The following is a 22,633-nucleotide window of genomic DNA, read 5'->3' on the forward strand; positions in this document are numbered from 1 at the left end:
GTCAGCCTCCGATGGCTGCGAGGAACTCGCTGTAGAAGAGCGCCAGTCCGATTGCCGACGCGATTGCGGCCAGCAGCCAGAATCTGATGATGACCGTGGTTTCCGCCCACCCGGCAAGCTCGAAGTGATGATGGAACGGAGCCATTCGGAAGACCCGTCGACGGCTGGACTTGAACACCGCTACCTGGATCACCACCGACGCGGCCTCAGCGACGAACAGTGCGCCGATGACAACCATCAACAATTCGGTGTTCGTAGTGATCGACAGTCCGGCGAGCATGCCGCCGAGTGCCAACGAACCGGTGTCCCCCATGAAGATCTTGGCCGGAGCCGCGTTCCACCACAGGAAACCGATGCACGCACCAGCGCCGGCAGCACAGATCAACGCAAGGTCGAGCGGGTCACGAACGTCGTAGCAGCCCTTCACCGGACTGGTCTCGCACGAATTGCGGAACTGCCAGAAGGTGATGATGACGTACGCGCCGAGAACAAAACTCATTGCTCCCGCAGCCAGTCCGTCCAACCCGTCGGTGAGGTTGACCGCGTTGGACCAGGCACTGACCAGCAAGTAACAGAACGCGATGAACACGACGGAACCGAGCGAGACCGTCGCGATGTCACGAACGTAAGACAGGTGAACGCTGCCCGGAGTCAGGCCGTCAGCACCGCGGAACTGCAACGCGAGGATGCCGAAGATTACTGCGGCGACGAATTGTCCGACGAGCTTGGCCGTCTTGTTCAGCCCGAGGTTGCGTTGCTTACGGATCTTGATGAAATCGTCGAGGAACCCGACACCGCCGAGCGCCGTGGTCAGGCCGAGGACAAGAAGCCCCGACGCCGACGGTCCACTCGCCCCGTCTATACCCATCCCGATGAGGTGAGTGCCGAAGTATCCCGCCCATATTCCGGCGAGGATCGCGACACCACCCATCGTCGGTGTTCCGCGCTTCGCCTGGTGGCTGGCCGGGCCTTCGGTCCGGATCTCCTGACCGAATCCCTGTTTGGCGAACGCCTTGATCAGGATCGGGGTGAGCATGATCGAGACCGCGAGCGATATGCCGGCGGCCAGCAGAATTTGAATCACTCGGACACCTGCTTCTGCGCCAGAACCGCCTCGGCCACCGTCCAGAGACCGATCGACTGAGATGCCTTGACCAACACCAGGTCACCGGGTGCAAGCTCCGATTCGAGGATCGCCACGGCAGCTGCAGCGTCGGGGACCACTACGGACTCGTCACCCCAGGAACCCTCCATCACAGCGCCCTGATTCATCGCGCGAGCCGTGCGACCGGTCCCGACCACGATCAGCTTGCTGACATCGAGACGCACGGCGAGCCTGCCGATTGCATCGTGTTCGATGACGGATTCGGGGCCGAGTTCCGCCATCTCGCCGAGCACTGCCCAGCTTCGACGGCCGAAGTGTCGATCCGAACGCGCCATCGACACCAGAGCCTTGAGCGCAGCACGCATCGACTCCGGGTTGGCGTTGTAGCTGTCATTGATGACGGTGACGCCGTCACTGCGTTCGGTGACCTCCATGCGCCGGGCCGAAGCTGCCTTCGTGTCTTCGAGGATGCGAGCGATATCCGCGACCGAGACGTCGTTTTCCAGGGCTACGGCTGCAGCAGCGAGTGCATTCCCGACCTGATGTTCACCGTGGACAGCCAGCCGGATTCGCGCCGAACCCTTGTCCGAATTCAGCGTGAAAGTTGCCCGGGCTTGATCGTCCACCGTCACGTCCGTTGCCCGTACGTGGGCACCTTCGGATTGTCCGACCAGCACCACACGCGCATCGGTACGGGACGCCATTGCCGCGACCATACGATCATCGGCATTGAGAATGGCGACACCACCCTCAGCAGCCGACGGAAGAGCTTCTACCAGTTCGCCTTTCGTGGTCGCGATAGCTTCTCGGGAGCCGAATTCACCGAGGTGCGCAGTGCCCACGTTCAGGACGACACCGATCTTGGGCGGCGCGATCTGTGCCAATTCAGCGATGTGGCCGACACCGCGGGCCGACATCTCCAGTACCAGAAAGTCTGTCTGCTCGTCGGCGCGCAGGGCGGTCCACGGGTGGCCCAATTCGTTGTTGAACGAACCCGGCGGTGCAACAACCTCACCGGACCCGCGCAATACTGCGGCGACAAGGTCCTTGGTGGATGTTTTTCCGGCGGAACCGGTGATTCCGACGACGGTCAGACCGTTATCGGCCGACAACGTGTCGACGACTGCTCTGGCCAGCAAGCCCAGCGCGCGCAGCACCGCCGCACCGCTACCGTCGGCGTCATGTTCGAGAGCCATGACCGAACTCGGACCGGTCGACGAGTGTGGTGCCACCACGATTGCCGGCACTCCCACAGGCCGAGCCGCCAATACAGCCACTGCGCCGGCCGCGACTGCCGCACCGGCGTGCTCGTGACCGTCGACGCGGGCTCCTGGCAGCGCCAGGAAGAGTCCACCCGGACCTATTCTGCGAGAATCGAATTCGACGGTCCCCGTCACGGTCGCCGACGGATCGTCGACGTCGTGCAGGGTTCCTCCGACGATCTCGGCAATCCGAGAGAGCGTCATCGGGATCATTTCTTGCCTCCATGTGCTGTGTTGACGACGATCCGGTCGATCATCTCGCCCAGCACCTCGCGGTCATCGAAAGGATGCTTGACCCCGTCGATTTCCTGACCTGTTTCGTGACCTTTGCCGGCCACCAGTACTACGTCGCCGGGCTGTGCCCAACGAACGGCTTGTTCGATCGCCTCGGCGCGATCCCCCACTTCGAGCACCACCCCGCGCTCCGATTCCGGAACCGCCAGCGCACCCGCCATCACTGCAGCGCGAATCGTGGCGGGCACTTCAGTCCTCGGATTGTCGTCCGTGACGATCAGCAGATCACTGCCGCGCGCGCTCGCTTCACCCATCAGTGCGCGCTTGCCGGCATCTCGGTCGCCGCCGGCACCGACAACGACCCCGACGCGGCCGGAGACTTGATTTCTCAGCGTTGCAATGACCGCCTCGAGGGCAGCGGGCTTGTGCGCGTAGTCGACAACGGCGAGGAATCCTTGGCCACGATCGATGCGCTGGACGCGGCCGGGAACATCCACTGCTCCCACTGCCGCTACGGCCGCCGGCAGATCGATATCGGCGGCAACGCAAATGGTCAGAGCAAGGGCAGCATTCGCAACGTTGTATCGCCCGGGAAGCCGCAACGACACCGGCGACGACTGTCCATCCGGTCCGATCAGATCGAAAGTCTGCGAACCGTCGTCGGCAACCTCGACCGATCCGACATTCCAATCGGCGTCAGACTCGGAAGTCGACACGGTGGTCAGAGCATCAGCGGCGACGAGTTCCGCCATCCGGCGACCCCAGACGTCGTCGACGCAGATGACTGAACGGTCGGCCCGGACAGTCGACTGCGGATCGAACAGACGAGCCTTCGCCTCGAAGTACTCTTCGAAATCTCTGTGAAAATCCAGGTGGTCCTGTGAAAGATTGGTGAACGCGCCGATATCGAAGCGGATACCGTCGACGCGTCCGAGTGAAAGAGCATGACTCGACACTTCCATCACGACGGTGTCGATACCCTGCTCCGCCATCACTGCGAACAACGCATGCAACTGCGGCGCTTCCGGTGTGGTGAGGGCGCTCGGCACTCGACGGCCCTGGATCCGGGTCTCGATAGTGCCCACCAAGCCCGGCGTACGCCCGGCGCCGGCCAGCGCAGCTTCGAGCAAATATGACGTCGTGGTCTTGCCTGAGGTCCCGGTAATGCCGATGACCTGCATCTTCTCCGACGGTCGGCCGTAAATTTCGGCCGAGATCTCGCCGAGTACGTCACGAGGTTTCGGATGGACCAAAACCCTCACCGGTCGGTCTGTCTTCGGGACGGATCTGCGAAGCAAACCCAGGCCGGCTTCGTCCGTCAAGATCGCGGCAGCTCCGCGGGCAAGTGCATCACCGGCGAACTCGGCGCCATGCGAGCGAGCACCCGGCAACGCCGCAAACAGATCTCCCGGAACAATTGCCTGCGCCCGAAGATCAACACCGGAGACGACGTCGGCTGCCTTCGCGGCGCCCATCCACTCGACGTGAAGCCAATCGAGGCGGGCCCCGGACAATGCCGCCAGAACCGCGATCTCCGTGTCGATCGGATGAACTGGTCGTGCACTCTGCGCAACACCAGGCTGTGATGATGCGGAAGAATCCGGCGACGACGGCGAAGGTTCCGACGACGATTGCGAACTGTTCGGCACTGTCACTCGGCTCCTGGCAATTGTGGTTGGTCGAAAGGCAGCCACAGGATCCTGAAACAAGAAAACTGCGACGTCTGAGATTACCGCGCGCGGGAACCGACGAAGACCGCGTCGGTCATGATTCCCACGCCATCAGTCTGCCTGCAGCACCAACTTACGACCCGGATCCGGAGACATCGGAACGCTGTCACGCTGCAGCATCCACGAGGCAATGTTGTGGAACAGCGGCGCTGCGGACTGTCCGCCTCCGCCGTCGACACCCCGAACGGGAGCGTCGAGCATGATTCCGATCACGAAACGCGGATTGTCTGCCGGAGCGATGCCGGCAAAGGTGATCCAGTAGTTGGAGTTGGAGTAGCACTTGCACGCGGGATCAATCTGCTGCGCGGTGCCGGTCTTGCCACTGACCTGGTAACCCTCGACTCCGGCGGCCACACCCGTGCCGCGCTGATTACCGGTGTCGTCCTGAGTTACCGAGCGAAACATGTCACGAACCGCTGCCGCTGTTTCCGGACTAACCACCTCGATACCCTCGGGTTGCGGCAACTCTGTCCGCTCTCCCGACGAGTTCTCGGTGGACTTGACTATCCGCGGTGGGATACGCACGCCGTCGTTGGCAATCGCCTGGTACATGCCGGTCATCTGCAACAACGTCATCGACAAACCCTGGCCGATGGGGAGGTTGGCAAACGTACCGCCGGACCACTGGTCACGGCTGGGCACAAGGCCGGCACTCTCATCGGGGAGCCCGACCTCGCTGCGCTGCCCCAGACCGAACTTGTCGAGCATGTCGGCAAAACGATCCTCGCCGACGCGCTGCGCCAGCATCAGCGTTCCGACGTTGGATGACTTACCGAACACACCGGTAGACGTGTAGGGAGCAACCCCGTGGTCCCACGCGTCCTTCACGGTAGCGCCGGACATCGTGATGCTGCCCGGAACCTGCAGAACCTCGTCCGGTGTGGTCAATCCGTCCTCGATGGCCGCAGCCGCCGTGATGATCTTGTTCACAGAGCCGGGTTCGAAGGGACTCGTGACCGACAGATTGCCTGTCTCGACCGACCGCAGATTGTTTTCGAGACCGATCCCGGGGTTGAAAGTATTGTCGTTGGCCATCGCAAGGACCTGCCCGGTGGGGACGTCTTGGACGACAACCGAGACGTTCTTCGCGCCGGACTTGTCCTTGGCGATCTGCGCCTGCTGTTGCACGAAGAACTGCAGATCGGAATCGATGGTGAGTTGTACTCCCGAACCGTTGACGGCGGGCTGCTTGTCGCGCCAACTGCCCGGAATCACTGCGCCGTCGCTGCCGCGGTCGTACGTCTGCGAACCGTCGATACCGGCCAGTGTCGAATCCATCGAGGACTCGAGCCCCAGAAGTCCGTGCCCGTCCCACCCCGTTGCACCGACCATGTTGGCTGCCAGGGACCCACCCGGGTACTCGCGTATGTCCTGGCGTTCGACGCCGACCTCACGAAAGCTGGACGAAATCTCGGCTGCGACAGCAGGATCGACGCTCCGAGCCAAGTAGACAAAAGTCTCGTCGCTGTTCATCTTCGCGAGGACTTCTTTTTCCGGAGCGGCATCGCCCAACTTCGCGTGAACTCCGGCGGCGATCTCGGCAATGCGATCCGCTACCTCGGGTGGCTGTTTGTCGACTTCGACACCCGCTTCGATGCTCTTGGACCGAGCTTCTTCCAACTCTGCACGTACCGCTTTCGGTTGGAAGGTAAGAGCTTTCGCTTCCATGGTGAATGCGAGGGGGTTGCCGTTGCGGTCGGTGATCGATCCCCGCACCGCCGGATCCACCTGTGTTGTGGTTCGCTGGTTGGCCGCCTCAGCAGCCAGACTCGGCGCGTCGACGCCCTGAATCCACAAGAGTTGCAACGCCGCAACCGCAAGCGCACCACACATCGTGATGCGCCCGACTCGCTGGCGAAACGGAAAGGCGGAAGTTTTGGACGCGCGTGCACGCTTCCGGTTCACCGGCGCGGCGCGGCGCCTACCCGAATCTCGCCGAGGGCCGTCGTACTCTGAGTTGCGATTCACCGACGATCCTCGGTCGGTGTCGGCACCGCCGCCGATGTCGGTACAGCCGGCGCAGAGGTCACCGCAACCAATTGCTCACCGTGAGCGAGGTTTTGCGGGTTGCTGGGCACGCCCGGTGTCGCGGCGGGTGGGACCGGCACTGTCGTTTTCGGCACTGTTGTCGGAACTGCGGACGTCCTCGGAACCACAGGCGAAGGCGCCGGGACGGGAGCGTCGAGTGGCGGCATGGGCGCCGCACTGGCCGGCGCCGGCGTACCGACAACTTCGACGGTTCCGTCCGGATGTACAACGAGCCGAGCCGGATCCTTGGCCGGGACCATTCCGAGAGCATTTGCCGCGTTGGCAAGCTCCGGTGCCGAATTACGCGATTGGTAGTCCCTCTCGAGCGCAGCCTTCTGCTCCACCAAAGACTGATTGAATGCGCGGGCATCGCTCAGCTGATAGGAGTCTTCGGCGGACCTGGTTGTCAGGAGCAGCGTCACTGCGAGGCCGATCGAGAACAATCCGATGATGGAGGCAACAAACGGAATTCGCGCTTTGAACTCTCCTCCGCGAGAGCTCGAAAAACCGGATTCACTACCCGTCGACGTACGTCCGACAGTACGGGCCATTCGCTTGTCGTAGGCACGCTGCGCTGCACCGGAACGGCGCTTCTGTGAAGAATCGTCCCCACTGCTTCCCTTCGTCGTCATGCCCGCCTCCTGGCAATACGCTCGGCTGCTCGCAATCGCACAGGCGCCGATCGCGGGTTCTCTTCGATTTCCTGCTCCGACGCTCGCTCAGCACCGCGGGTGAGGATCTTGAACTCCGGCCCCATTCCGGGAAGCTCGACCGGAAGCCCCTCAGGGCTGGTCGACTTGGAGCGTGGAACCAACTCCGCCTTCACAACTCGATCCTCGAGCGACTGATACGACATGAAGACCACGCGGCCGCCGACGGCCAGAGCTTCCAGACCAGCGGGAACTGCCGCGCGCAAAGAATCCAACTCGGCGTTGACCTCGATCCGCAGAGCTTGGAACGTGCGCTTGGCGGGATGCCCACCGGTACGACGGGTGGCTGCGGGGATTGCCCGGTACAACAACTCGACCAGAGCCGCACTGGTTGTGAACGGTTCCTTCTCGCGCTGCCGAAGTATCTCGGAGGCAATCTTTCCCGCGAAGCGTTCTTCGCCGTACGTACTCAGGATTCGAGCGAGATCACCATGACTGTAGGTATTGAGAACCTCGGCCGCGGTGAGCCCGACTGTTTGATCCATCCGCATGTCCAACGGCGCATCGATGGAGTAGGCGAACCCTCGATCGGCCTCGTCCAACTGCATGGAAGACACGCCGAGGTCGAAGAGGATTGCGTGTACCGACTCGGCGGTGGGAAGGCCCGCCTCTTCGAGTGCGTCTTCGATTCCGTCATAGGTGGTGTGCACGAACGTGGTTCGATCCGCGAAGGGTGCCAGTCGCTCGGAGGCGATCCGCAGCGCGTTGGTATCACGATCGAGACCGATCAGGTGGAGTCCCGGGTACTTGCCGAGAAAGAACTCGGAATGCCCACCGAGACCGAGTGTCGCGTCGATCATGACCGCGCCATCACCGCCGTCACCGACAGCGGTGATGGCGGGACCGAGAAGATCGTCAGCGCGATGCAACAGAACAGGAACGTGCGCGAAGCCGTCGGCGTCCGAGGGTTCGTTCACCTCGCGATCAACCATGTTTGCTCCGGCTCCTACTTTCATGATTCCGATGAAGAATGACTATTCGAACCAGCGAATGCTTCGAGGTCCCTGCCCGAAGTAGAACCTGGCGCTGGGGAAGTGCGTCAGGGTCTTTCCGGGCAGAGGCCTCGCGGCATTCGCCGTGGACTATCCGCCGCTAGACGATCTCACTGAGAGATTCGCCGTTTGCCTGCGAATAGTCCTCTTCGTTGTCTCCGAGATACCTCTCCCAGGCTGCAAGATCCCAGATTTCGAGGTAGTCGACAGAGCCGGTCACTACACATTCCTTGGAGAGGTTTGCGTAACGCCGATGATCAGCCGAGAGGGTGATTCGCCCCTGGGCATCGGCGTGCTGTTCATCTGTCCCAGCTGCGAGAGCGCGAACATACGCCCGTGCTGCTGGATCATTGCGTGGAGCTGCCGCTGCTTTGCGGGCAAGCTTGACGAACTCGTCCCGAGGATAGACAGCAAGGCTGTGATCCTGACTTTTAGTGATCATCAACCCTCCTGACAATTCTTCGCGGAACTTTGCCGGCAAGGTGAGCCGGCCTTTGTCATCGAGCTTCGGCGTGAAGGTACCGAGAAACACTCGACACCTCCCGCGAGCCTTGGTCCTTCAAGCTGCAACCTGGAACCAACTTTGAGCCAACCCTGAAATTCAGCGTTGGACCGAGACCCTCCCGATTGGGCGAATTGTGGTCCCAAGCTCTCCGCCCGCACCCACAGTACCCCACTTTCCCCCACACACAAGGAGCAAACGGGCACCCAAGAGTCCGATTTGCTGAGTAATAGCAGTTCAAAGCCGGTGGGGGAAGCTGGGGAATATCCCGAGAAGTGTTCCGAGCCACACGTCCGTCGCTCACACCAGCCCAGCCTTGTAAACCCTCAAATTGGACAAAAGACCAGCTCAGAATACGGAAATTCCCACCAATGCCCTCATGGTTCAAACAGGCCTCCATTTCCTTACATATCAGGGGGGAAAGTGGAGGAGGACCAATGTCCTGTAAATGCAAGGACGGTCGGCAACCAAAGGTTGCCGACCGTCCTATTTACACCGAACATGTGGCCTGCCGGAGTCATCAACTACTCAGATCGCGCCACCCCACAAGGACTCCCCTGCTGACCCAATGAGCAGGGCAATCGATGAACATATCTGCTTACGAGCTATTCCTGCTCGAACCTACGACGGAATCGATCTTCCATGCGAGAAGAGAATCCACCGCCTGACCTTCGTCCGCGTGAATGCCCCCGACCGCCGCTCGGCCCACCAGCACCCGGAGGTCCGGACTGAGTTTCGCTGCCGTGAGTACCACCATTCGCAGTGGACGTTCCTGTCGTACGTCGACCGCCACCCCACAAGAGCAGGATGCCGGAACCGAACATGAACAGGAACCCGACCAAACTGATTATCGGAAAACCGCCCGGTTTGAACGGGAGTGCGACTCCCGCAATCAACAGGACCAGACCCAGCACTAATAAAGCTGCCGCCTGGAAACGTCGCCGACTAGACGGCGCCCGCATACGGCCGCCTCGCACATTGGAGGCGAACTTGGGGTCTTCGGCATAGAGAGCGCTCTCGATCTGATCGAGCATGCGCTGCTCGTGCTCGGAGAGTGGCACGGTACCTCCCCCGGCACTGGAAGTTTGGCAACCACCTCACGGTGTGAGGCGGCGGGTAATCAACGTGAACGACTACCTGTTTTTATAATACGAGTAGTTTAGGTCCCGGACCACCAACTCCACGTACGAGTTCCGCCACAAGCGTACGTATTTGTGTCGACGAGCGGTAAATCGGCTCCGATCCGGCCGTGCAACCTGCAATTTCTGCAAATTCGGACTTCTCAGGCGCGCTGAATCTCAGGACGCTCTCAGATCGATTCGAAGCGCCTGTCCGATGTATTCCTCGACTGCAGTCAAAAATCGACCGACTTCGACAACAAATGCATCCGCGTCAGCATCGCTGATCTCCACTCGAAGTCCCGTCTCGACTGCCGCCCGCGTATCCGACCATCCCGCGAAATACCGCGACCAGGCACCGAATGTCGGTGCCGCCGAATCCAGGAGCGCCCAGGCATTTCCGCTTCGCTTGCGTCGCGACCCCGTCCCGACGACGCCGACGGCCAACACCGCACCGGCACCTCGCAGCGCCGCCAGGTAGCCGCATCGAAAACGGTCCGCAGCATCGCCGGCTCCGGCGGATTCGGCGAGCAACGCGTCGGCCTTCCCCACTAGATTCCACGCGAATCCGCCACTGGGCCGATCTCCGGAACCCATCACTGCGGAGGAACCCACGGAGCGTTCGGGCAATTTTGCGGTTCCCGAAATTGCCGGGAGTCTGGACACTGCCGACACCGACGGACTCGACAATTCCGCGGGCAGGGTTCGTTCAGACTTTGCTCGTTGGGACTTCACTCGTTGGGACTTCACTCGTTCAGACATCCGGGCACCTCCCGTGACGTAGGGATTCACTCCACGAAAAAACAGAATCCGGTGATGTGGTGATGCCCGCTTCCCTTCGGGCATCACCACATCACTGCGAACCTCGCGAGTGGACCGAACCCGACGATTGCCCGCTAGTTCGGGATCACTCACATCGAACATTCGTTCGACCTATTCAATATAACTGCACCCACCGACAAGTCGTCAAGAGAAGAGGTGAGACCGGTCGACCCGCAGATCGCCTGGACACCACACACGGTTGAACTGAACCGCGAGGAATTCGCGAAACGACTGCACGAGGCGTTAACCGTGTACGTCACCGCAATGGACTATCCGCGCGGCACCGAGTTCCATCGAGCACCCATGTGGACCGAGCACTCGACCCGCCCCGGATGGAAAGCAGTAGGCGCGCTCGCCGGACCCGGGTCCGGTTCACCCACTGTCGAGTCACTGGTCGGAATTGCCTACGGCTATCGCGGGAGCTCAGATCAGTGGTGGCACCAGCAGGTCCTGCACGGACTGCACCGTTCCGGCCGTGCACAGTCGGAGATCTCCGCCATTCTCGACGACTACTTCGAACTCACCGAGTTGCATATTCATCCGAACGGCCAGGGCCATCGACTAGGCGAATCCCTGATCCGGCATCTCCTCCATGATCGGCCCGAGCGCTCGGTTCTGCTCTCCACCCCCGAAGTGTTCGACGAGGACAATCGGGCTTGGCGCCTGTACCGTCGGCTCGGATTTCAGGACGTACTCCGACGCTTCCGCTTCTCCGGAGACAGTCGGCCTTTTGCCGTTCTCGGTAGAGGACTGCCCCTGTGACGCACATTCTTGATGCGGCCGTCATCGGTTCCGGCCACAACGCGTTAGTCTCGGCCGCGTACCTGGCCCGCGAGGGTTGGTCGGTTCGCGTGTTCGAAAAGGACACCGTCCCCGGCGGCGCGGTGTCGACGGTCGAGCGATTCCCCGGACACAAAGTGGATCGCGGTTCGTCGGCCCACATCATGATTCGACACACCGGAATCATCGAAGAACTCGGGCTCGCAGCACACGGACTCCGGTACATCGACTGTGATCCCTGGGCCTTCGCGCCGTCTCCGCCTGGTTCGGACCGTCCCGGAATAGTCTTCCACCGCGACCTCGACAAAACCTGCAGATCTATCGAGCAAGCATGTGGCACAAGAGATGCCGACGCCTACCGCCGGTTCGTTTCCGTCTGGTCGGAGCGCAGCACCCGAGTTATGCGCGCATTCTCCGCCCCGCCGACGGGCCCGAATCTGCTGTCGTCATTCTGGGGTCTCGACACCGGTAGCGGCGGCAGCGACATCTCGCGCCAATTCCTTGCCACCGGCGATTCCCTCCTCGACGAGTACTTCGACAGTGAACCCCTCAAAGCTGCACTCGCGTGGTTCGGAGCCCAGTCGGGCCCACCGATGTCGGAGCCTGGTACCGCTTCCATGGTGGGGTTCGCGGCACTCATGCACACGCTCCCGCCGGGCCGAGCAGTCGGCGGAAGCGGCGCACTGAGCGCAGCGCTCATGTCGCGGATGCACACCGACGGTGCCACGGTCAGCCTCGGCGACGCCGTCACCGCGGTCGCCCGGCGCGGCGACCTCTGGACTGTCACCACGGCGAGCGGACTGGAAGTGCAGGCCCGTTCCGTCATCGCCGGCTGCCACATCCTGACGACGCTCGATCTTCTCGGCAACGGCGGCTTCGACGCAACCACCCTGGAACGGTGGCGCCGAAAGATTCGAGTCGGCCCGGGAATCGGTATGGTCCTGCGGTTGGCGACGTCCGAACTACCGCAGTATCCGTCGGCCTCGATCGAAGAGAGCACGTCGGGACTACAACTTCTGGTCTCAGATCGCGCCCACCTACGAACTGCTCAAGGCGCTGCGTCGGGCGGTGAACTGCCACCGCGCCCCGCGGTCCTCGGTATGAGTTTCAGCGGGATCGATCCCAGCATCGCTCCCCCGGGTGAGCACCAGGTGACACTGTGGTCGCAGTGGCAGCCGTACCGACTGAGCGGGGATCGAGACTGGGCGTCGCTGGCAGAGTCCGAGGCTGATCGCATCATCGGAGAGATGGAGGCGTCGGCCCCCGGCTTCACCGACAGCATTCTGGCGCGGCACATCCAAACTCCGCGAGATCTCGAGTCCGAGATGGGCTTGATCGGCGGCAACGTGATGCACGTCGAGATGTCACTCGACCAGATGATGCTGTGGCGTCCGCTCCCGGAATTGTCAGCTCATCGGGTACCTGGCGCAGACTGCCTGTACCTCACCGGCGCGTCGACACACCCCGGCGGCGGAGTATCCGGAGCGAGCGGTCGCAACGCTGCTCGCATTGCACTCTCCGAACGCCGCGGACACTCGATACTGCGCCGAATCCTTCGAAAGAAATGACACCGCAAAAGGTTCCGCTGATTCTGGCGCTCGCCGCTGTCGGAGCTCAGATCGTGTACCCGTTGGTCGACGGGTCTACCCGCGATCTCGTCACGATCGCAGTCGTCGGATTGCTCGCCGCTGCGTCGATCAGTCATGCGGTAATCAACCGCGGCGCGGCGTGGACGATTGCATTGATCGCGGTCACCGCAGGAATCGGGCTTGTGTCGGAAATAGTCGGCACAGCAACCGGAATTCCGTACGGCTGCTACAGCTACAGCGTCGATCGACTGGGTCCAGCGCTGTCCGGTGTCCCCTTGATAATTCCGTTCGCGTGGACCGCCGGTTTCTATCCGATCTGGTGCGTCGCAACCCGCCTGGTTCGGAACTTTTCGACGGTGTCTCGCCGGATCGGTCGCATAACACTGACAGTTGTGGGATTGCTCGGATGGGACCTGTACCTCGATCCGCAAATGGTGGCCGATCGCCAGTGGGCGTGGTGCGCCGAAAACGCCGGATTGCGCGGGATCTCGCACATCCCGTTGACCAACTACGCCGGTTGGATCCTGGTCGGCATGGTGATGGCGACAATCATGGAGCTGATCTCGACGCGATACGAGAAGGACTCCCGCTCCGAGGCCGTCCCCATAGGGCTGTTTCTGTGGACCTGGCTCGGTTCGGCCCTCGCGCACTCCGTCTTCCTCAGCGCCCCGGAGTTGCGTTACTCGGCGATGTACGGATTCGCGGTGATGGGGATTCTCGGATCCTGGCTGCTACTCACCTTCATCCGGGATCGAACTTCACTGGCCGACACACCCCCTCGTCGCTGACTACCGATGACGCGACTGGCACGATAACGACTGTGCACCAGTCCACGGATGACTCCACCAGCCCGAGAACTCGTCAGCGAATCACTCCGAGAAGTCGAAAGCGATTCATTGCGTCGGCCGCTCTCGCACTGATGTTGGTCCCCTTGCTGGCCGGCTGCCTGCGCGTTCAAGTGTCGATGGGCGTCTCCGCCGACGACCGTGTGTCCGGCCAGATCGTTGCCGCTGTCATCCCGGCGAACGAGACGGACAAGGGACCACAGTTGACGCCGCCCTCGTCGCTCGAGAAACAAGTTCGGGTCCAGGAGTACAAGAAGGACGGTTATGTCGGTTCGCAGGCGTTCTTCTCGGACCTCAGCTTCGGGGACGTCGCGCAACTGAGTTCCATGACGGACGAGGGCGCCGGTTCGTTTCAGCTCACACTCACGCGAAGTGGTGACACCGTCGCCCTCGATGGAAAAGCTGATTTGAAGACCGTCCCGGCCCAGGGTTCCGATATCCAATTCAGCATCGCATTTCCAGCTCGAATCGCGACAACCAACGGCAATCGCGACGGCGATTCGCGAGTCTCGTGGACTCTGCCCGCCGGTGAAGTATCCACTGTGCGTGCCGAAGTGAGCTATGCGGATCCGAGCACTCGAAGTTTTGCAGGCTGGGCCGGCATCATGGCCGGACTCACCCTCGGCGTCGCAATCATCGTCGGTGCAATGGCCTGGATGATGCGCAACCGCACCATGGGGCCGAGATGATGCGCAACCGCACCCCTGTTGCAATGCCGCCGAAAAGTCCCACATCCTCTTACACGTGAGAACGATCCGCCGATGGGCACTGACAGCTGCCTCCGCATTCGCGGTCGGCAGCGCTGCCACCAGCGTGCTCAACCGAATCACTACCCCCGCCCTCGCCGGGGTGTCACCCGATCCGATCTTCGAACGTGTCACCGCGATTATTCCGGCACGCAACGAGGAAACTCGGCTTCCGGACTTGATCGACGATCTCCGCGCGCAAAGTGGGATCACACACCTCCGGGTCGTGATCTACGACGACCGTTCCACCGATCGCACCGCGTCACTTGCCGAGGCCGCAGCCGCCGGCGATATTCGATTCACCATTGTCCGGGGAGAGCACGAACCGCCAGACGGATGGCTGGGCAAATCCGCCGCCTGCAATCAGGCTGCGCGCCACAGTGACTCGACCGATGCCGACATTCTGATATTCCTCGACGCCGATGTCCGACTCGGCCCCGATGCTCTGGCTGCGGCCGTCACCGAACTGCGTCGCAGCGGAGCGTCGTTGCTAAGTCCGTGGCCCACGCAAATTGCCGTCACTGCTGCCGAACGCATCGTTCAACCGTTGCTGTGCTGGTCGTGGGCGGCAACACTGCCAACGCTGACCTCCAACGCTGTCACGGCGCCGTCGATGGCGGTTGCGTGCGGTCAGTTCCTCGTTTTCGACGCGTCGCACTACCGGCAGATCGGTGGGCACCGCGCCGTCGCGGCATCCGTGACCGAGGATCTCGATCTTGCGCGGGCACTGCGCGCGGCCGGCCTACGCACCGTCGTGGCTCTGGCCGGTGAGCACGCATCCTGCCGAATGTATTCCAGCGCAACGGAACTGCGCGAGGGCTACGGAAAGTGGCTGTGGACCGCCTTCGGTTCGCCGACGTCCACGGCAGTAGTACTGTTTGCCGCCGCCGGAATCTGGATCGCACCCGCCGTCACTGTCGTCTGCGGCACCGGCCGGGTACGCGCGGTCGCGGCAATCGGATACGCGGCTGGCATCCTCTCGCGACTTGCATCACGAAACATGGAGACCCGCCGGACAATTCGCGCCCGCGATTTCGCCGACGCGGCCGCCCACCCACTATCGATTGCAGCCGCAATCGGGCTCGCGGTGGACTCGAGCCGAAGGCACCGTCTCGGCCGGGCTACCTGGAAAGGCCGAACGATCCCCTGACGCTAGCGAGCTGCAGCCGTACCCGTCGATGCCTCGGACGTCAGCCCGAGTCGTTCGAGCACCTCACTGGTTGCACGCGCAAAATTGAGCGTGATGAAGTGCAGGCACGGCGCGCCTTCAGCGATCAATCGTTCGCCCATTTCAGTGGCCAGATCGATGCCGAGTTCACGGACTGCCGCCCGATTCTCCTGAGCGCCATTGCCCGCTGCGGCGTCGAACCTACGCTCGAGAGCCGGCGGCAACGAAGAACCGGACAGCTCCAGCATGCGCCGCACAGATCCGAGCGACGTGACAGGCATGATTTCGGGAATGATCGGCTTTGCGCCCTGTTCGGCGTCGAACGCGCTGACGCGATCACGCAGACGCAGGTAATCGTCGACGTCGAAGAACATCTGGGTAATCGAGTACTCGGCACCGGCGCGCAACTTCGCGACCAGGTACTTCGTGTCGTGGGCCAGATCCGGCGCCCGGTAATGCCCTTCGGGGAACGACGCCACACCGACGTGGAAGTCACCGAGGTCGCGGACCATCCGCACCAATTCTTCGGCGTACTCGACACCGTCAGGATGCTTTTTCCACTCGCCGAGTGGGTCCCCGGGCGGATCACCGCGCAAAACCAAGATGTTGCTGATGCCACGGTCTGCATACGCACCGACCATGGATCGAAGTTCGTCGATGCTGTGGGAAACAGCTGTCAAATGCGCAACGGGCAGCAGCGTCGTCTCTTCGGCCAGCTCACCGGTAACCCGAACAGTGCGGTCACGCGTCGAACCGCCGGCACCGTACGTCATGGAGACAAACGCCGGACCGAGCCTCTCGAACGTGCGCACGGCACGCCACAACCGCGCTTCGGCTTCTGCGTCGCGCGGCGGTGAAAACTCGACCGAGAACGGAATGCGACCGTCTGTGTGAGACGTGATCCGATCGACGATCGATGGTGTTCGGCTGGCCCAGCCCTCGCTGGAGCGTCCCCTGACTGCATCGAATGTCACGAGGTAAGCATATGTTTTGTTGCCGAGGAAGAGCGCATCGCACCCAGCCAGGCATCTCGAATGCCAGGATCATGCAGTTCACGGGCCACACCGAGCGTCGGCGGATCCCCCACTAAGCTGGACTCGATGCTCACCCCCGTGCCGTGATCCACAGGTGTGAGAAGTAACCGACCTTGGAGGCCATCCTGTCTGCTGGAACCGACCCCACCCGAGCGAATTCAGCCGCCACAGCCGCATTCCCGTCCTCCCTCGAGTTGCCGGCACTGTTCGAGCAGAGCTTGCGCGACTTCTTCGCCTCACGCCGCGACATGGTCGAGAACATCGGCGGAGGGTACGAGAAAGCCGTGGCGGCGCTCGAGAGTTTTGTGCTGCGGGGCGGAAAGCGCGTCCGACCGGCCTTCGCCTGGACCGGGTGGCTCGGCGCCGGCGGCGATCCACAGGGAGCGGACGGCGAGAGCGTTCTGCGCGCCTGCACCGCACTCGAACTCGTCCAGGCCTGCGCACTGGTCCACGACGACATCATCGACGCCTCGACTACTCGCCGCGGCTTCCCGACGGTGCATGTCGAGTTCGAGAATCAGCACCGCGGCAACAACTGGAGCGGCGACGGCGCACACTTCGGCGAAGCTGTCGCTATCCTGCTCGGCGACCTGGCCTTGGCCTGGGCCGACGACATGATGCGTGAATCCGGCATCGACGCCGATGCTGCGGCGCGCGTCAGCCCGGTGTGGTCGGCAATGCGCACCGAGGTTCTCGGCGGTCAATTCCTCGATATCAGCAACGAAGCTCGCGCCGACGAAACCGTCGAATCAGCCATGCGTGTGAACCGCTACAAAACTGCCGCGTACACGATCGAACGTCCGCTGCATCTGGGTGCTGCTCTCTACGGTGCTGACGCCGCACTGATCGACGCGTACCGGAAGTTCGGCACCGACATCGGCATCGCATTCCAACTTCGCGACGATCTGCTGGGCATGTTCGGGGATCCGTCGGTCACCGGCAAACCGTCGGGAGACGACTTGCGCACCGGCAAGCGAACAACCATGTTCGCTGCGGCACTCGATCGCGCCGACGCCACCGATCCCGCTGCAGCGCAACTACTCCGCGACGGGATCGGTACCGACCTCACCGACTCCGAAGTCGACACTTTGCGTATCGCGATCACCGATCTCGGGGCTGTGGCGGACGCCGAAGCGCGCATCGCGGCACTGGTCGAATCTGCCGGCTCCGCACTGGAATCGAGCAGCGCGACTCCGGAAGCCAAGATCCGGCTCACCGATATGGCCATCGCGGCCACCTCGCGAACGTACTGATCGTGAGCCACATCCGAACCGTAAGTGCCCCAAGCGATCACGTGGTCATTGTCGGCGCCGGACTCGCCGGACTGTCCGCGGGACTGCACCTTCTCGGCTCTGGCCGCGCAGTCACGATCTTCGAAGCCGACGCCACCGTCGGCGGTCGCGTCGGCCAGTACCGCGGCCCCGATTACACCATCGACAACGGCGCAACCGTTCTGACGATGCCCGAGTTGATCGATGACGCACTGGCTGCCGTCGGCGCACATTCCGACTTGACGACTCCGAAACTGGTTGTCCACAAACTTGATCCGGCGTACCACGCCCGATTCGCAGACGGCACTACCTTGGACGTCAGCTCGGATCCCGACACCATGGCGGCCGAGGTCAGCAGACTTTGCGGTCCCGACGAGGCTCGGCGATACCGGTCACTGCGCCGTTGGCTTGCGCAAATTTTCGACGCCGAATTCGACCGCTTCATGGATGCAAACTTCGATTCACCGCTCGATTTGGTGAACTCGTCGGCGGCACTCAAGGATCTATCCAAGCTTCTCGCACTCCGCGGTTTCGGATCCCTCGGACGCCAAGTGGACCGGTTCATCCGAGATCCGCGACTCCGAAGGATCTTCACCTTCCAAGCTCTCTATGCCGGAGTCGCACCGGCACGCGCGCTGGCAGTTTATGGCGCCATCGCGCACATGGACACATCTCTCGGCGTCTACTTCCCCGAAGGGGGCATGCACTCCATCGCGGCATCGATGGCGGACGCTTTCACGACAAGCGGCGGACAACTCCGACTCGGCACTCCCGTCGAACGACTCGAAACAACCGGACGACGTGTCAGCGCGGTATGTACAACCTCGGGCGAACGCCTTTCCTGCGACGCTCTTGTCCTGACGCCCGACGTCCTCGTCACCGACCAACTGTTGCGCCCACACACTCGTCGACGGCCCCGCCGGGTCCGAACATCACCGTCTGCGGTGGTGATTCACGGCACAATCTTGTCGTCGATTGCAGACCGATGGCCCGCGAGCCGACACCACACGATCGATTTCGGCGACGCGTGGGAACGCACTTTTGCGGAGATTACAACCGGACCCGGTCGCGGCACTTTGATGAGCGATCCGTCACTGTTGATCACCAGACCAGCGGTCACCGATGCCGGGTTGACGTTCATGAGGGACGGCCGCACACGCGAGCCCCTCTCGATTCTCGCACCGTGTCCCAACCTCGTCAGCGCACCGCTCGACTGGTCGAAACTGGAGACTCCGTACGTCCGCGAAATCCTCGGTAACCTGCAACAACGCGGATACGACGGGCTGGCCGACGGACTCGACATCGACCACGTCGACACGCCCCAAACGTGGTTGGACAAAGGGATGACGGCGGGCAGTCCGTTTGCGGCCGCGCACATGTTCAGCCAGACCGGACCGTTTCGTCGAAAGAACCTCGAACCGGGCTTCGACAACGTCGTCCTGGCCGGTTCCGGAACGGTACCGGGGGTGGGTGTGCCGACGGTCCTTCTCTCCGGGCGACTGGCCGCCGAACGCATCACCGGCGCGCGCAATCGAGGCGAGGCCGTACTTGGTCTCGGGAGCAACTAAACTAGCCCCTCGTAACCGACCATTCGCCAGAAATTCACACGAACCGCAACCGAACACCTCGGGGGAGGAAGCTGTACCCATGACGTCCTCTGCCGCTCTGTCCGGCGAAGCCGGTCCGCACGTAGCAGCCACCACACCATCGTGGCAACGAAGGGCCGCCGACTTCCTTCGGACTCCCGAAGGACACAGCGCACTTCTCGGTTTTGTCGGTGCCACGATGATCACGTTCGGTGGATTCGGCGCAGGTAGCGTTCGGCGACAGGACCCGCTGCTGGAATCGATGCATCTGTCCTGGCTCCGATTCGGGCACGGATCGATCCTGTCCGCGGCGATCGTCTGGATCGGCGTGCTGTGCATGATCGGTGCCTGGGCGCGACTGGGTCGCTCCACTCTGCGCGGCGACGTCACGCTCCGCGGGCTTCGATACATTGTGCCGCTCTGGACGTTTCCGCTGCTTTTCTCGGTTCCCATGTTCAGCCGAGACGCGTTCTCGTATCTCGCCCAAGGTGCATTGCTTCGTGACGGTTTCGACCCATACTCCGTGGGTCCGGTGGTCAATCCCGGAATTCTGCTCGACAACGTGTCCAACGTGTGGACAACAACCACCACTCCGTACGGTCCGGTTCACCTCCTCCTGACCGACGCCATTGTTCGACTTACCGGCGAAAACGTCATCGCAGGCACGATGCTGCTGCGAATCACGATGCTGCCGGGCCTTGCGCTGATGATGTGGGCGGTCCCCCATCTGGCCAAGAAACTCGGCGGAAACACCGCGATTGCGCTGTGGCTCGCTGTACTCAATCCGCTGGTCCTGATTCACCTCATCGGCGGCGTGCACAACGAAATGCTGATGGTCGGACTCATGGCCGCCGGCATTGCCCTCGCTCTCGAACGTCGGCACATGTTCGGAATCGGTCTGATCGCGGTAGCTGTCGCGATCAAGGCAACCGCGGGCGTCGCGCTGCCGTTCATCGTCTGGATCTGGATGATTCACGAACGCGAGGACGCTGCGGCCGAAGGCCGCGAACCGATGTCACCGATCCGTTCCTTCGTGAAGACTGCCGGTACGGGCTTTGCAATATTTGTCGCCGTTCTCGGCTCCACCTCGTTGATCGCCGGTGTCGGACTCGGCTGGACGACCGCGCTGTCGGGTTCCAACAAGATCATCAACTGGCTGTCGTTGCCGACGATCTTCGCCCACCTCTCCACCCTCGCGACATCCTGGTTCACCGGAAACCACTTCAACGACATACTCGCGGTTACCCGAACCGTGTCAGCAGTGGTGCTGGTCGCAATCATCGCGGCGGTGTGGTGGCGGTACCGCAAAACCGAACGCGATGCAGTGATGGGCATTGTCATCGTCATGGTCGCAATCGTGATCCTCTCCCCCGCAGCACTCCCCTGGTATTACTCGTGGCCGTTGGCCGTCGCCGCGGGCTTCGCGCTTTCGCCGACCACCCTCGCCATCCTGGTTGGGCTCTCCAGTTGGCTGATGCTGGTTTTCCAGCCCGACGGTTCGATCGGCATGTACTCGTTCCCCCACGTCGCACTGGCGACGTTTGCATCGGTAGTCGCGGCCATGTCGCTTCGAACCGAAGATCCACTACGTTTACGCGGACGCACGCCGGACGAAGAACCTGCTGAAGTGGTTTCGATCAAGCCATGAGTTCGATTGCTCCAGAAGCACTGTCGGAATCATTTGCGTTCTGCGAACGAGTGACCGCAGAAAACGGTCGGACCTACTACATGGCGGCCCGCCTGCTCCCGTCGGCGCGCCGACGAGCCGTGCACGCGCTCTACGCCTTTGCTCGCGGTGTCGACGACTTGGTGGACGTAGTCGAGCCGGGTGCCGCCGCTGATCTGAGTATCAGGCTTGGCGACGTCGAAAGAGCCACGTTTGCCCAACTCTCAGAGTCCGCTTGTGTCGGCGCGTCGGGGTCCGACCCTATCGGCGCGTCGGGGTCCGACCCTATCGGCGCTGCCCTACCCACTGAGTTGACCAAGGTGCTGCCCGCATTTGCCCACACGGTCAAGCACTTCGACATTCCGGTGGACTACTTCCATGCGTTCTTCCGCTCGATGCGCATGGATGCGCCCGGCACCCCGGAGTTTCGTCCGGTCTACCGGACCATGAACGAACTGAACGAGTACATGTACGGATCCGCTGTCGTGATCGGGCTGCAACTCCTCCCGATCCTCGGCGTCGGCGTCCCCGTCGAGGATGCCGTCACGCCGGCATCGAAGCTCGGTGAAGCGTTTCAGCTGACCAATTTCATCCGCGACGTCGGCGAAGACCTCGATCGCGGGCGTCTCTACCTTCCGCTCGACGAGTGGGCACCTTTCGGCGTCGACGTCGAACTTCTCGAACACGGACGCCGAACCGGTGTAACCGACGCCCGCGTCGCACGCGCGCTGGCGCATTTCATCGCTGTCACCCGTGCTCAGTATCGCCAGGCAGAATGCGGTATCGAGATGCTGGATCCGCGGGTACAGCCGTCGATCCGTACCGCGTACGTGCTCTACGGCGCGATTCTCGACCAGGTGGAATCGGCCGACTTTCAGATCCTTGATCGGCGAGTGACCGTTCCCACCAGGACCCGCGTGCGGGTCGCCGTTCCGGCGTTGTTGCGGTCCGCCGTCAGAAGGCCATTGCCTGTGCGCGACGAATGACCTCGCGGGCCAGGTCACCATGCAAAGCGTCGACAGGCCGGCCCGGCAGCGATTCGTCAGCCTTGAACAGCCAGCGCAGGGTCTCCTTGTCGGTGTAGCCGCCGTCGTGCAGAACAGCCAGGAGGCCCGGGAGCCACTTCACGATCTGACCGTCCTCGTCGAAGAACACCTCGGGGACGCTCAGGACACTGCGGCGCTTGATTGCGATGATCTTGCGATCGCGAAGCAACTGGTGCACCTTGCTCAACGGCAACCCGAGATTCTTCGCTACATCTGCCAGCTGAAACAGGGAAACCGAAGAATCCAGGACATCGTCACAATAAGGAAAGGCGCTCACCGCGTGAAGTTTATCGGGTCCGGTGAAGGCACGACCTACCGCCCAGCACGTGGTGGCAACTTTGCGTCGGTGGCGCTGGCTACGATGGACACGATGCGGGGTATTCGCTGAGTCCGACACAC

20 protein-coding genes are annotated in these 22,633 nt (G+C 62.3%); 9 read left to right on the top strand and 11 right to left on the bottom strand.

The genetic code is table 11. The annotated features are described in order from the left end of the window. Position 1 precedes the first annotated feature (1 nt). The 9 genes from mraY to QM600_RS03415 form a co-directional block, all read right to left on the bottom strand. Positions 2 to 1,084, bottom strand: a complete 1,083-nt coding sequence (mraY, locus tag QM600_RS03375) for a phospho-N-acetylmuramoyl-pentapeptide-transferase (RefSeq protein ID WP_094273696.1) — start codon at positions 1,082 to 1,084, stop codon at positions 2 to 4. Beyond that, entirely contained in the window at positions 1,081 to 2,580 is a 1,500-nt protein-coding gene (locus tag QM600_RS03380) for a UDP-N-acetylmuramoyl-tripeptide--D-alanyl-D-alanine ligase (protein WP_283260072.1), read from the bottom strand. Before QM600_RS03380 ends, mraY begins: the two co-directional genes overlap by 4 nt. Continuing rightward, entirely contained in the window at positions 2,577 to 4,256 is a 1,680-nt protein-coding gene (locus QM600_RS03385) for a UDP-N-acetylmuramoyl-L-alanyl-D-glutamate--2,6-diaminopimelate ligase (RefSeq protein WP_502942855.1), read from the bottom strand. The genes QM600_RS03380 and QM600_RS03385 overlap by 4 nt, the downstream gene beginning before the upstream one ends. A gap of 126 nt (positions 4,257 to 4,382) precedes the next feature. After that, on the bottom strand, positions 4,383 to 6,164 hold the full coding sequence (locus tag QM600_RS03390) for a peptidoglycan D,D-transpeptidase FtsI family protein (RefSeq protein ID WP_502942859.1): 1,782 nt from the start codon (positions 6,162 to 6,164) through the stop codon (positions 4,383 to 4,385). A 131-nt stretch (positions 6,165 to 6,295) separates the two neighbouring features. After that, positions 6,296 to 6,991 (bottom strand): cell division protein FtsL, encoded by a 696-nt coding sequence (gene ftsL, locus QM600_RS03395; RefSeq protein WP_283260073.1) that lies wholly within the window; start codon positions 6,989 to 6,991, stop codon positions 6,296 to 6,298. Then, positions 6,988 to 8,001, bottom strand: coding sequence for a 16S rRNA (cytosine(1402)-N(4))-methyltransferase RsmH (rsmH, locus tag QM600_RS03400; protein WP_283260074.1), 1,014 nt, complete (start codon positions 7,999 to 8,001; stop codon positions 6,988 to 6,990). Before rsmH ends, ftsL begins: the two co-directional genes overlap by 4 nt. Before the next feature lie 160 nt (positions 8,002 to 8,161). Further along, positions 8,162 to 8,593, bottom strand: coding sequence for a division/cell wall cluster transcriptional repressor MraZ (gene mraZ, locus QM600_RS03405; protein ID WP_094273699.1), 432 nt, complete (start codon positions 8,591 to 8,593; stop codon positions 8,162 to 8,164). A 575-nt stretch (positions 8,594 to 9,168) separates the two neighbouring features. Next, entirely contained in the window at positions 9,169 to 9,624 is a 456-nt protein-coding gene (locus tag QM600_RS03410; protein ID WP_283260075.1) for an SCO2097 family morphological protein, read from the bottom strand. 237 nt (positions 9,625 to 9,861) lie between these two features. After that, positions 9,862 to 10,443 (bottom strand): SAV_6107 family HEPN domain-containing protein, encoded by a 582-nt coding sequence (locus QM600_RS03415; RefSeq protein ID WP_283260076.1) that lies wholly within the window; start codon positions 10,441 to 10,443, stop codon positions 9,862 to 9,864. A 216-nt stretch (positions 10,444 to 10,659) separates the two neighbouring features. Here QM600_RS03415 and QM600_RS03420 point away from each other — a divergent pair, with 216 nt between their 5' ends. The 5 genes from QM600_RS03420 (at position 10,660) to QM600_RS03440 (ending at position 15,613) form a co-directional block, all read left to right on the top strand. Beyond that, positions 10,660 to 11,265, top strand: coding sequence for a GNAT family N-acetyltransferase (locus tag QM600_RS03420; RefSeq protein ID WP_283260077.1), 606 nt, complete (start codon positions 10,660 to 10,662; stop codon positions 11,263 to 11,265). Between the two features lie 5 nt (positions 11,266 to 11,270). Continuing rightward, a complete protein-coding gene (locus QM600_RS03425) occupies positions 11,271 to 12,851 on the top strand; it encodes a phytoene desaturase family protein (RefSeq protein ID WP_502942860.1) in 1,581 nt (526 codons plus the stop codon). Then, complete coding sequence (locus QM600_RS03430) at positions 12,848 to 13,660, top strand: carotenoid biosynthesis protein (RefSeq protein ID WP_283260079.1); 813 nt, start codon at positions 12,848 to 12,850, stop codon at positions 13,658 to 13,660. Before QM600_RS03425 ends, QM600_RS03430 begins: the two co-directional genes overlap by 4 nt. 131 nt (positions 13,661 to 13,791) lie before the next feature. Beyond that, positions 13,792 to 14,406 (top strand): LppM family (lipo)protein, encoded by a 615-nt coding sequence (locus QM600_RS03435; protein WP_283260093.1) that lies wholly within the window; start codon positions 13,792 to 13,794, stop codon positions 14,404 to 14,406. A 55-nt stretch (positions 14,407 to 14,461) separates the two neighbouring features. Then, positions 14,462 to 15,613, top strand: coding sequence for a glycosyltransferase family 2 protein (locus tag QM600_RS03440; RefSeq protein ID WP_283260080.1), 1,152 nt, complete (start codon positions 14,462 to 14,464; stop codon positions 15,611 to 15,613). A 2-nt stretch (positions 15,614 to 15,615) separates the two neighbouring features. Here QM600_RS03440 and QM600_RS03445 read toward each other — a convergent pair whose 3' ends face one another. Then, entirely contained in the window at positions 15,616 to 16,605 is a 990-nt protein-coding gene (locus tag QM600_RS03445; RefSeq protein ID WP_283260081.1) for a methylenetetrahydrofolate reductase, read from the bottom strand. Positions 16,606 to 16,778: 173 nt separating this feature from the next. On the opposite strand from QM600_RS03445, the gene QM600_RS03450 reads away from it, so the two are divergent. The 4 genes from QM600_RS03450 to QM600_RS03465 all read left to right on the top strand — a co-directional run bounded on the left by QM600_RS03450 (position 16,779) and on the right by QM600_RS03465 (position 22,174). Continuing rightward, entirely contained in the window at positions 16,779 to 17,918 is a 1,140-nt protein-coding gene (locus tag QM600_RS03450; protein ID WP_283260082.1) for a polyprenyl synthetase family protein, read from the top strand. Next, the gene (gene crtI, locus QM600_RS03455; protein ID WP_283260094.1) at positions 17,918 to 19,504 is read left to right on the top strand and encodes a phytoene desaturase family protein; all 1,587 of its coding nucleotides are present in this window, start codon (positions 17,918 to 17,920) and stop codon (positions 19,502 to 19,504) included. The genes QM600_RS03450 and crtI overlap by 1 nt, the downstream gene beginning before the upstream one ends. A gap of 79 nt (positions 19,505 to 19,583) precedes the next feature. After that, complete coding sequence (locus tag QM600_RS03460) at positions 19,584 to 21,170, top strand: alpha-(1->6)-mannopyranosyltransferase A (protein ID WP_283260083.1); 1,587 nt, start codon at positions 19,584 to 19,586, stop codon at positions 21,168 to 21,170. Continuing rightward, a complete protein-coding gene (locus QM600_RS03465; protein ID WP_283260084.1) occupies positions 21,167 to 22,174 on the top strand; it encodes a phytoene/squalene synthase family protein in 1,008 nt (335 codons plus the stop codon). Before QM600_RS03460 ends, QM600_RS03465 begins: the two co-directional genes overlap by 4 nt. Here QM600_RS03465 and QM600_RS03470 read toward each other — a convergent pair. Next, positions 22,143 to 22,511, bottom strand: coding sequence for an Rv2175c family DNA-binding protein (locus QM600_RS03470; protein ID WP_094275107.1), 369 nt, complete (start codon positions 22,509 to 22,511; stop codon positions 22,143 to 22,145). The two genes, QM600_RS03465 and QM600_RS03470, sit on opposite strands and share 32 nt — an antisense overlap. Positions 22,512 to 22,633: the final 122 nt, after the last annotated feature.

Origin of the sequence: Rhodococcus sp. IEGM 1379 (genome assembly GCF_030056815.1) — a bacterium.
Taxonomy (GTDB): Bacteria; Actinomycetota; Actinomycetes; order Mycobacteriales; family Mycobacteriaceae; genus Rhodococcus_F.

What these genes read in the sequence shown, in the direction of transcription:
- QM600_RS03460 (WP_283260083.1), top strand. Translation starts at nt 19,584, where the DNA reads ATGACGTCCTCTGCCGCTCTGTCCGGCGAAGCCGGTCCGCACGTAGCA.
- QM600_RS03430 (WP_283260079.1), top strand. Translation starts at nt 12,848, where the DNA reads ATGACACCGCAAAAGGTTCCGCTGATTCTGGCGCTCGCCGCTGTCGGA.
- rsmH (WP_283260074.1), bottom strand. Translation starts at nt 8,001, where the DNA reads ATGGTTGATCGCGAGGTGAACGAACCCTCGGACGCCGACGGCTTCGCG.
- QM600_RS03415 (WP_283260076.1), bottom strand. Translation starts at nt 10,443, where the DNA reads ATGTCTGAACGAGTGAAGTCCCAACGAGTGAAGTCCCAACGAGCAAAG.
- QM600_RS03465 (WP_283260084.1), top strand. Translation starts at nt 21,167, where the DNA reads ATGAGTTCGATTGCTCCAGAAGCACTGTCGGAATCATTTGCGTTCTGC.
- ftsL (WP_283260073.1), bottom strand. Translation starts at nt 6,991, where the DNA reads ATGACGACGAAGGGAAGCAGTGGGGACGATTCTTCACAGAAGCGCCGT.
- QM600_RS03435 (WP_283260093.1), top strand. Translation starts at nt 13,792, where the DNA reads ATGTTGGTCCCCTTGCTGGCCGGCTGCCTGCGCGTTCAAGTGTCGATG.
- QM600_RS03380 (WP_283260072.1), bottom strand. Translation starts at nt 2,580, where the DNA reads ATGATCCCGATGACGCTCTCTCGGATTGCCGAGATCGTCGGAGGAACC.
- QM600_RS03390 (WP_502942859.1), bottom strand. Translation starts at nt 6,164, where the DNA reads ATGTGTGGTGCGCTTGCGGTTGCGGCGTTGCAACTCTTGTGGATTCAG.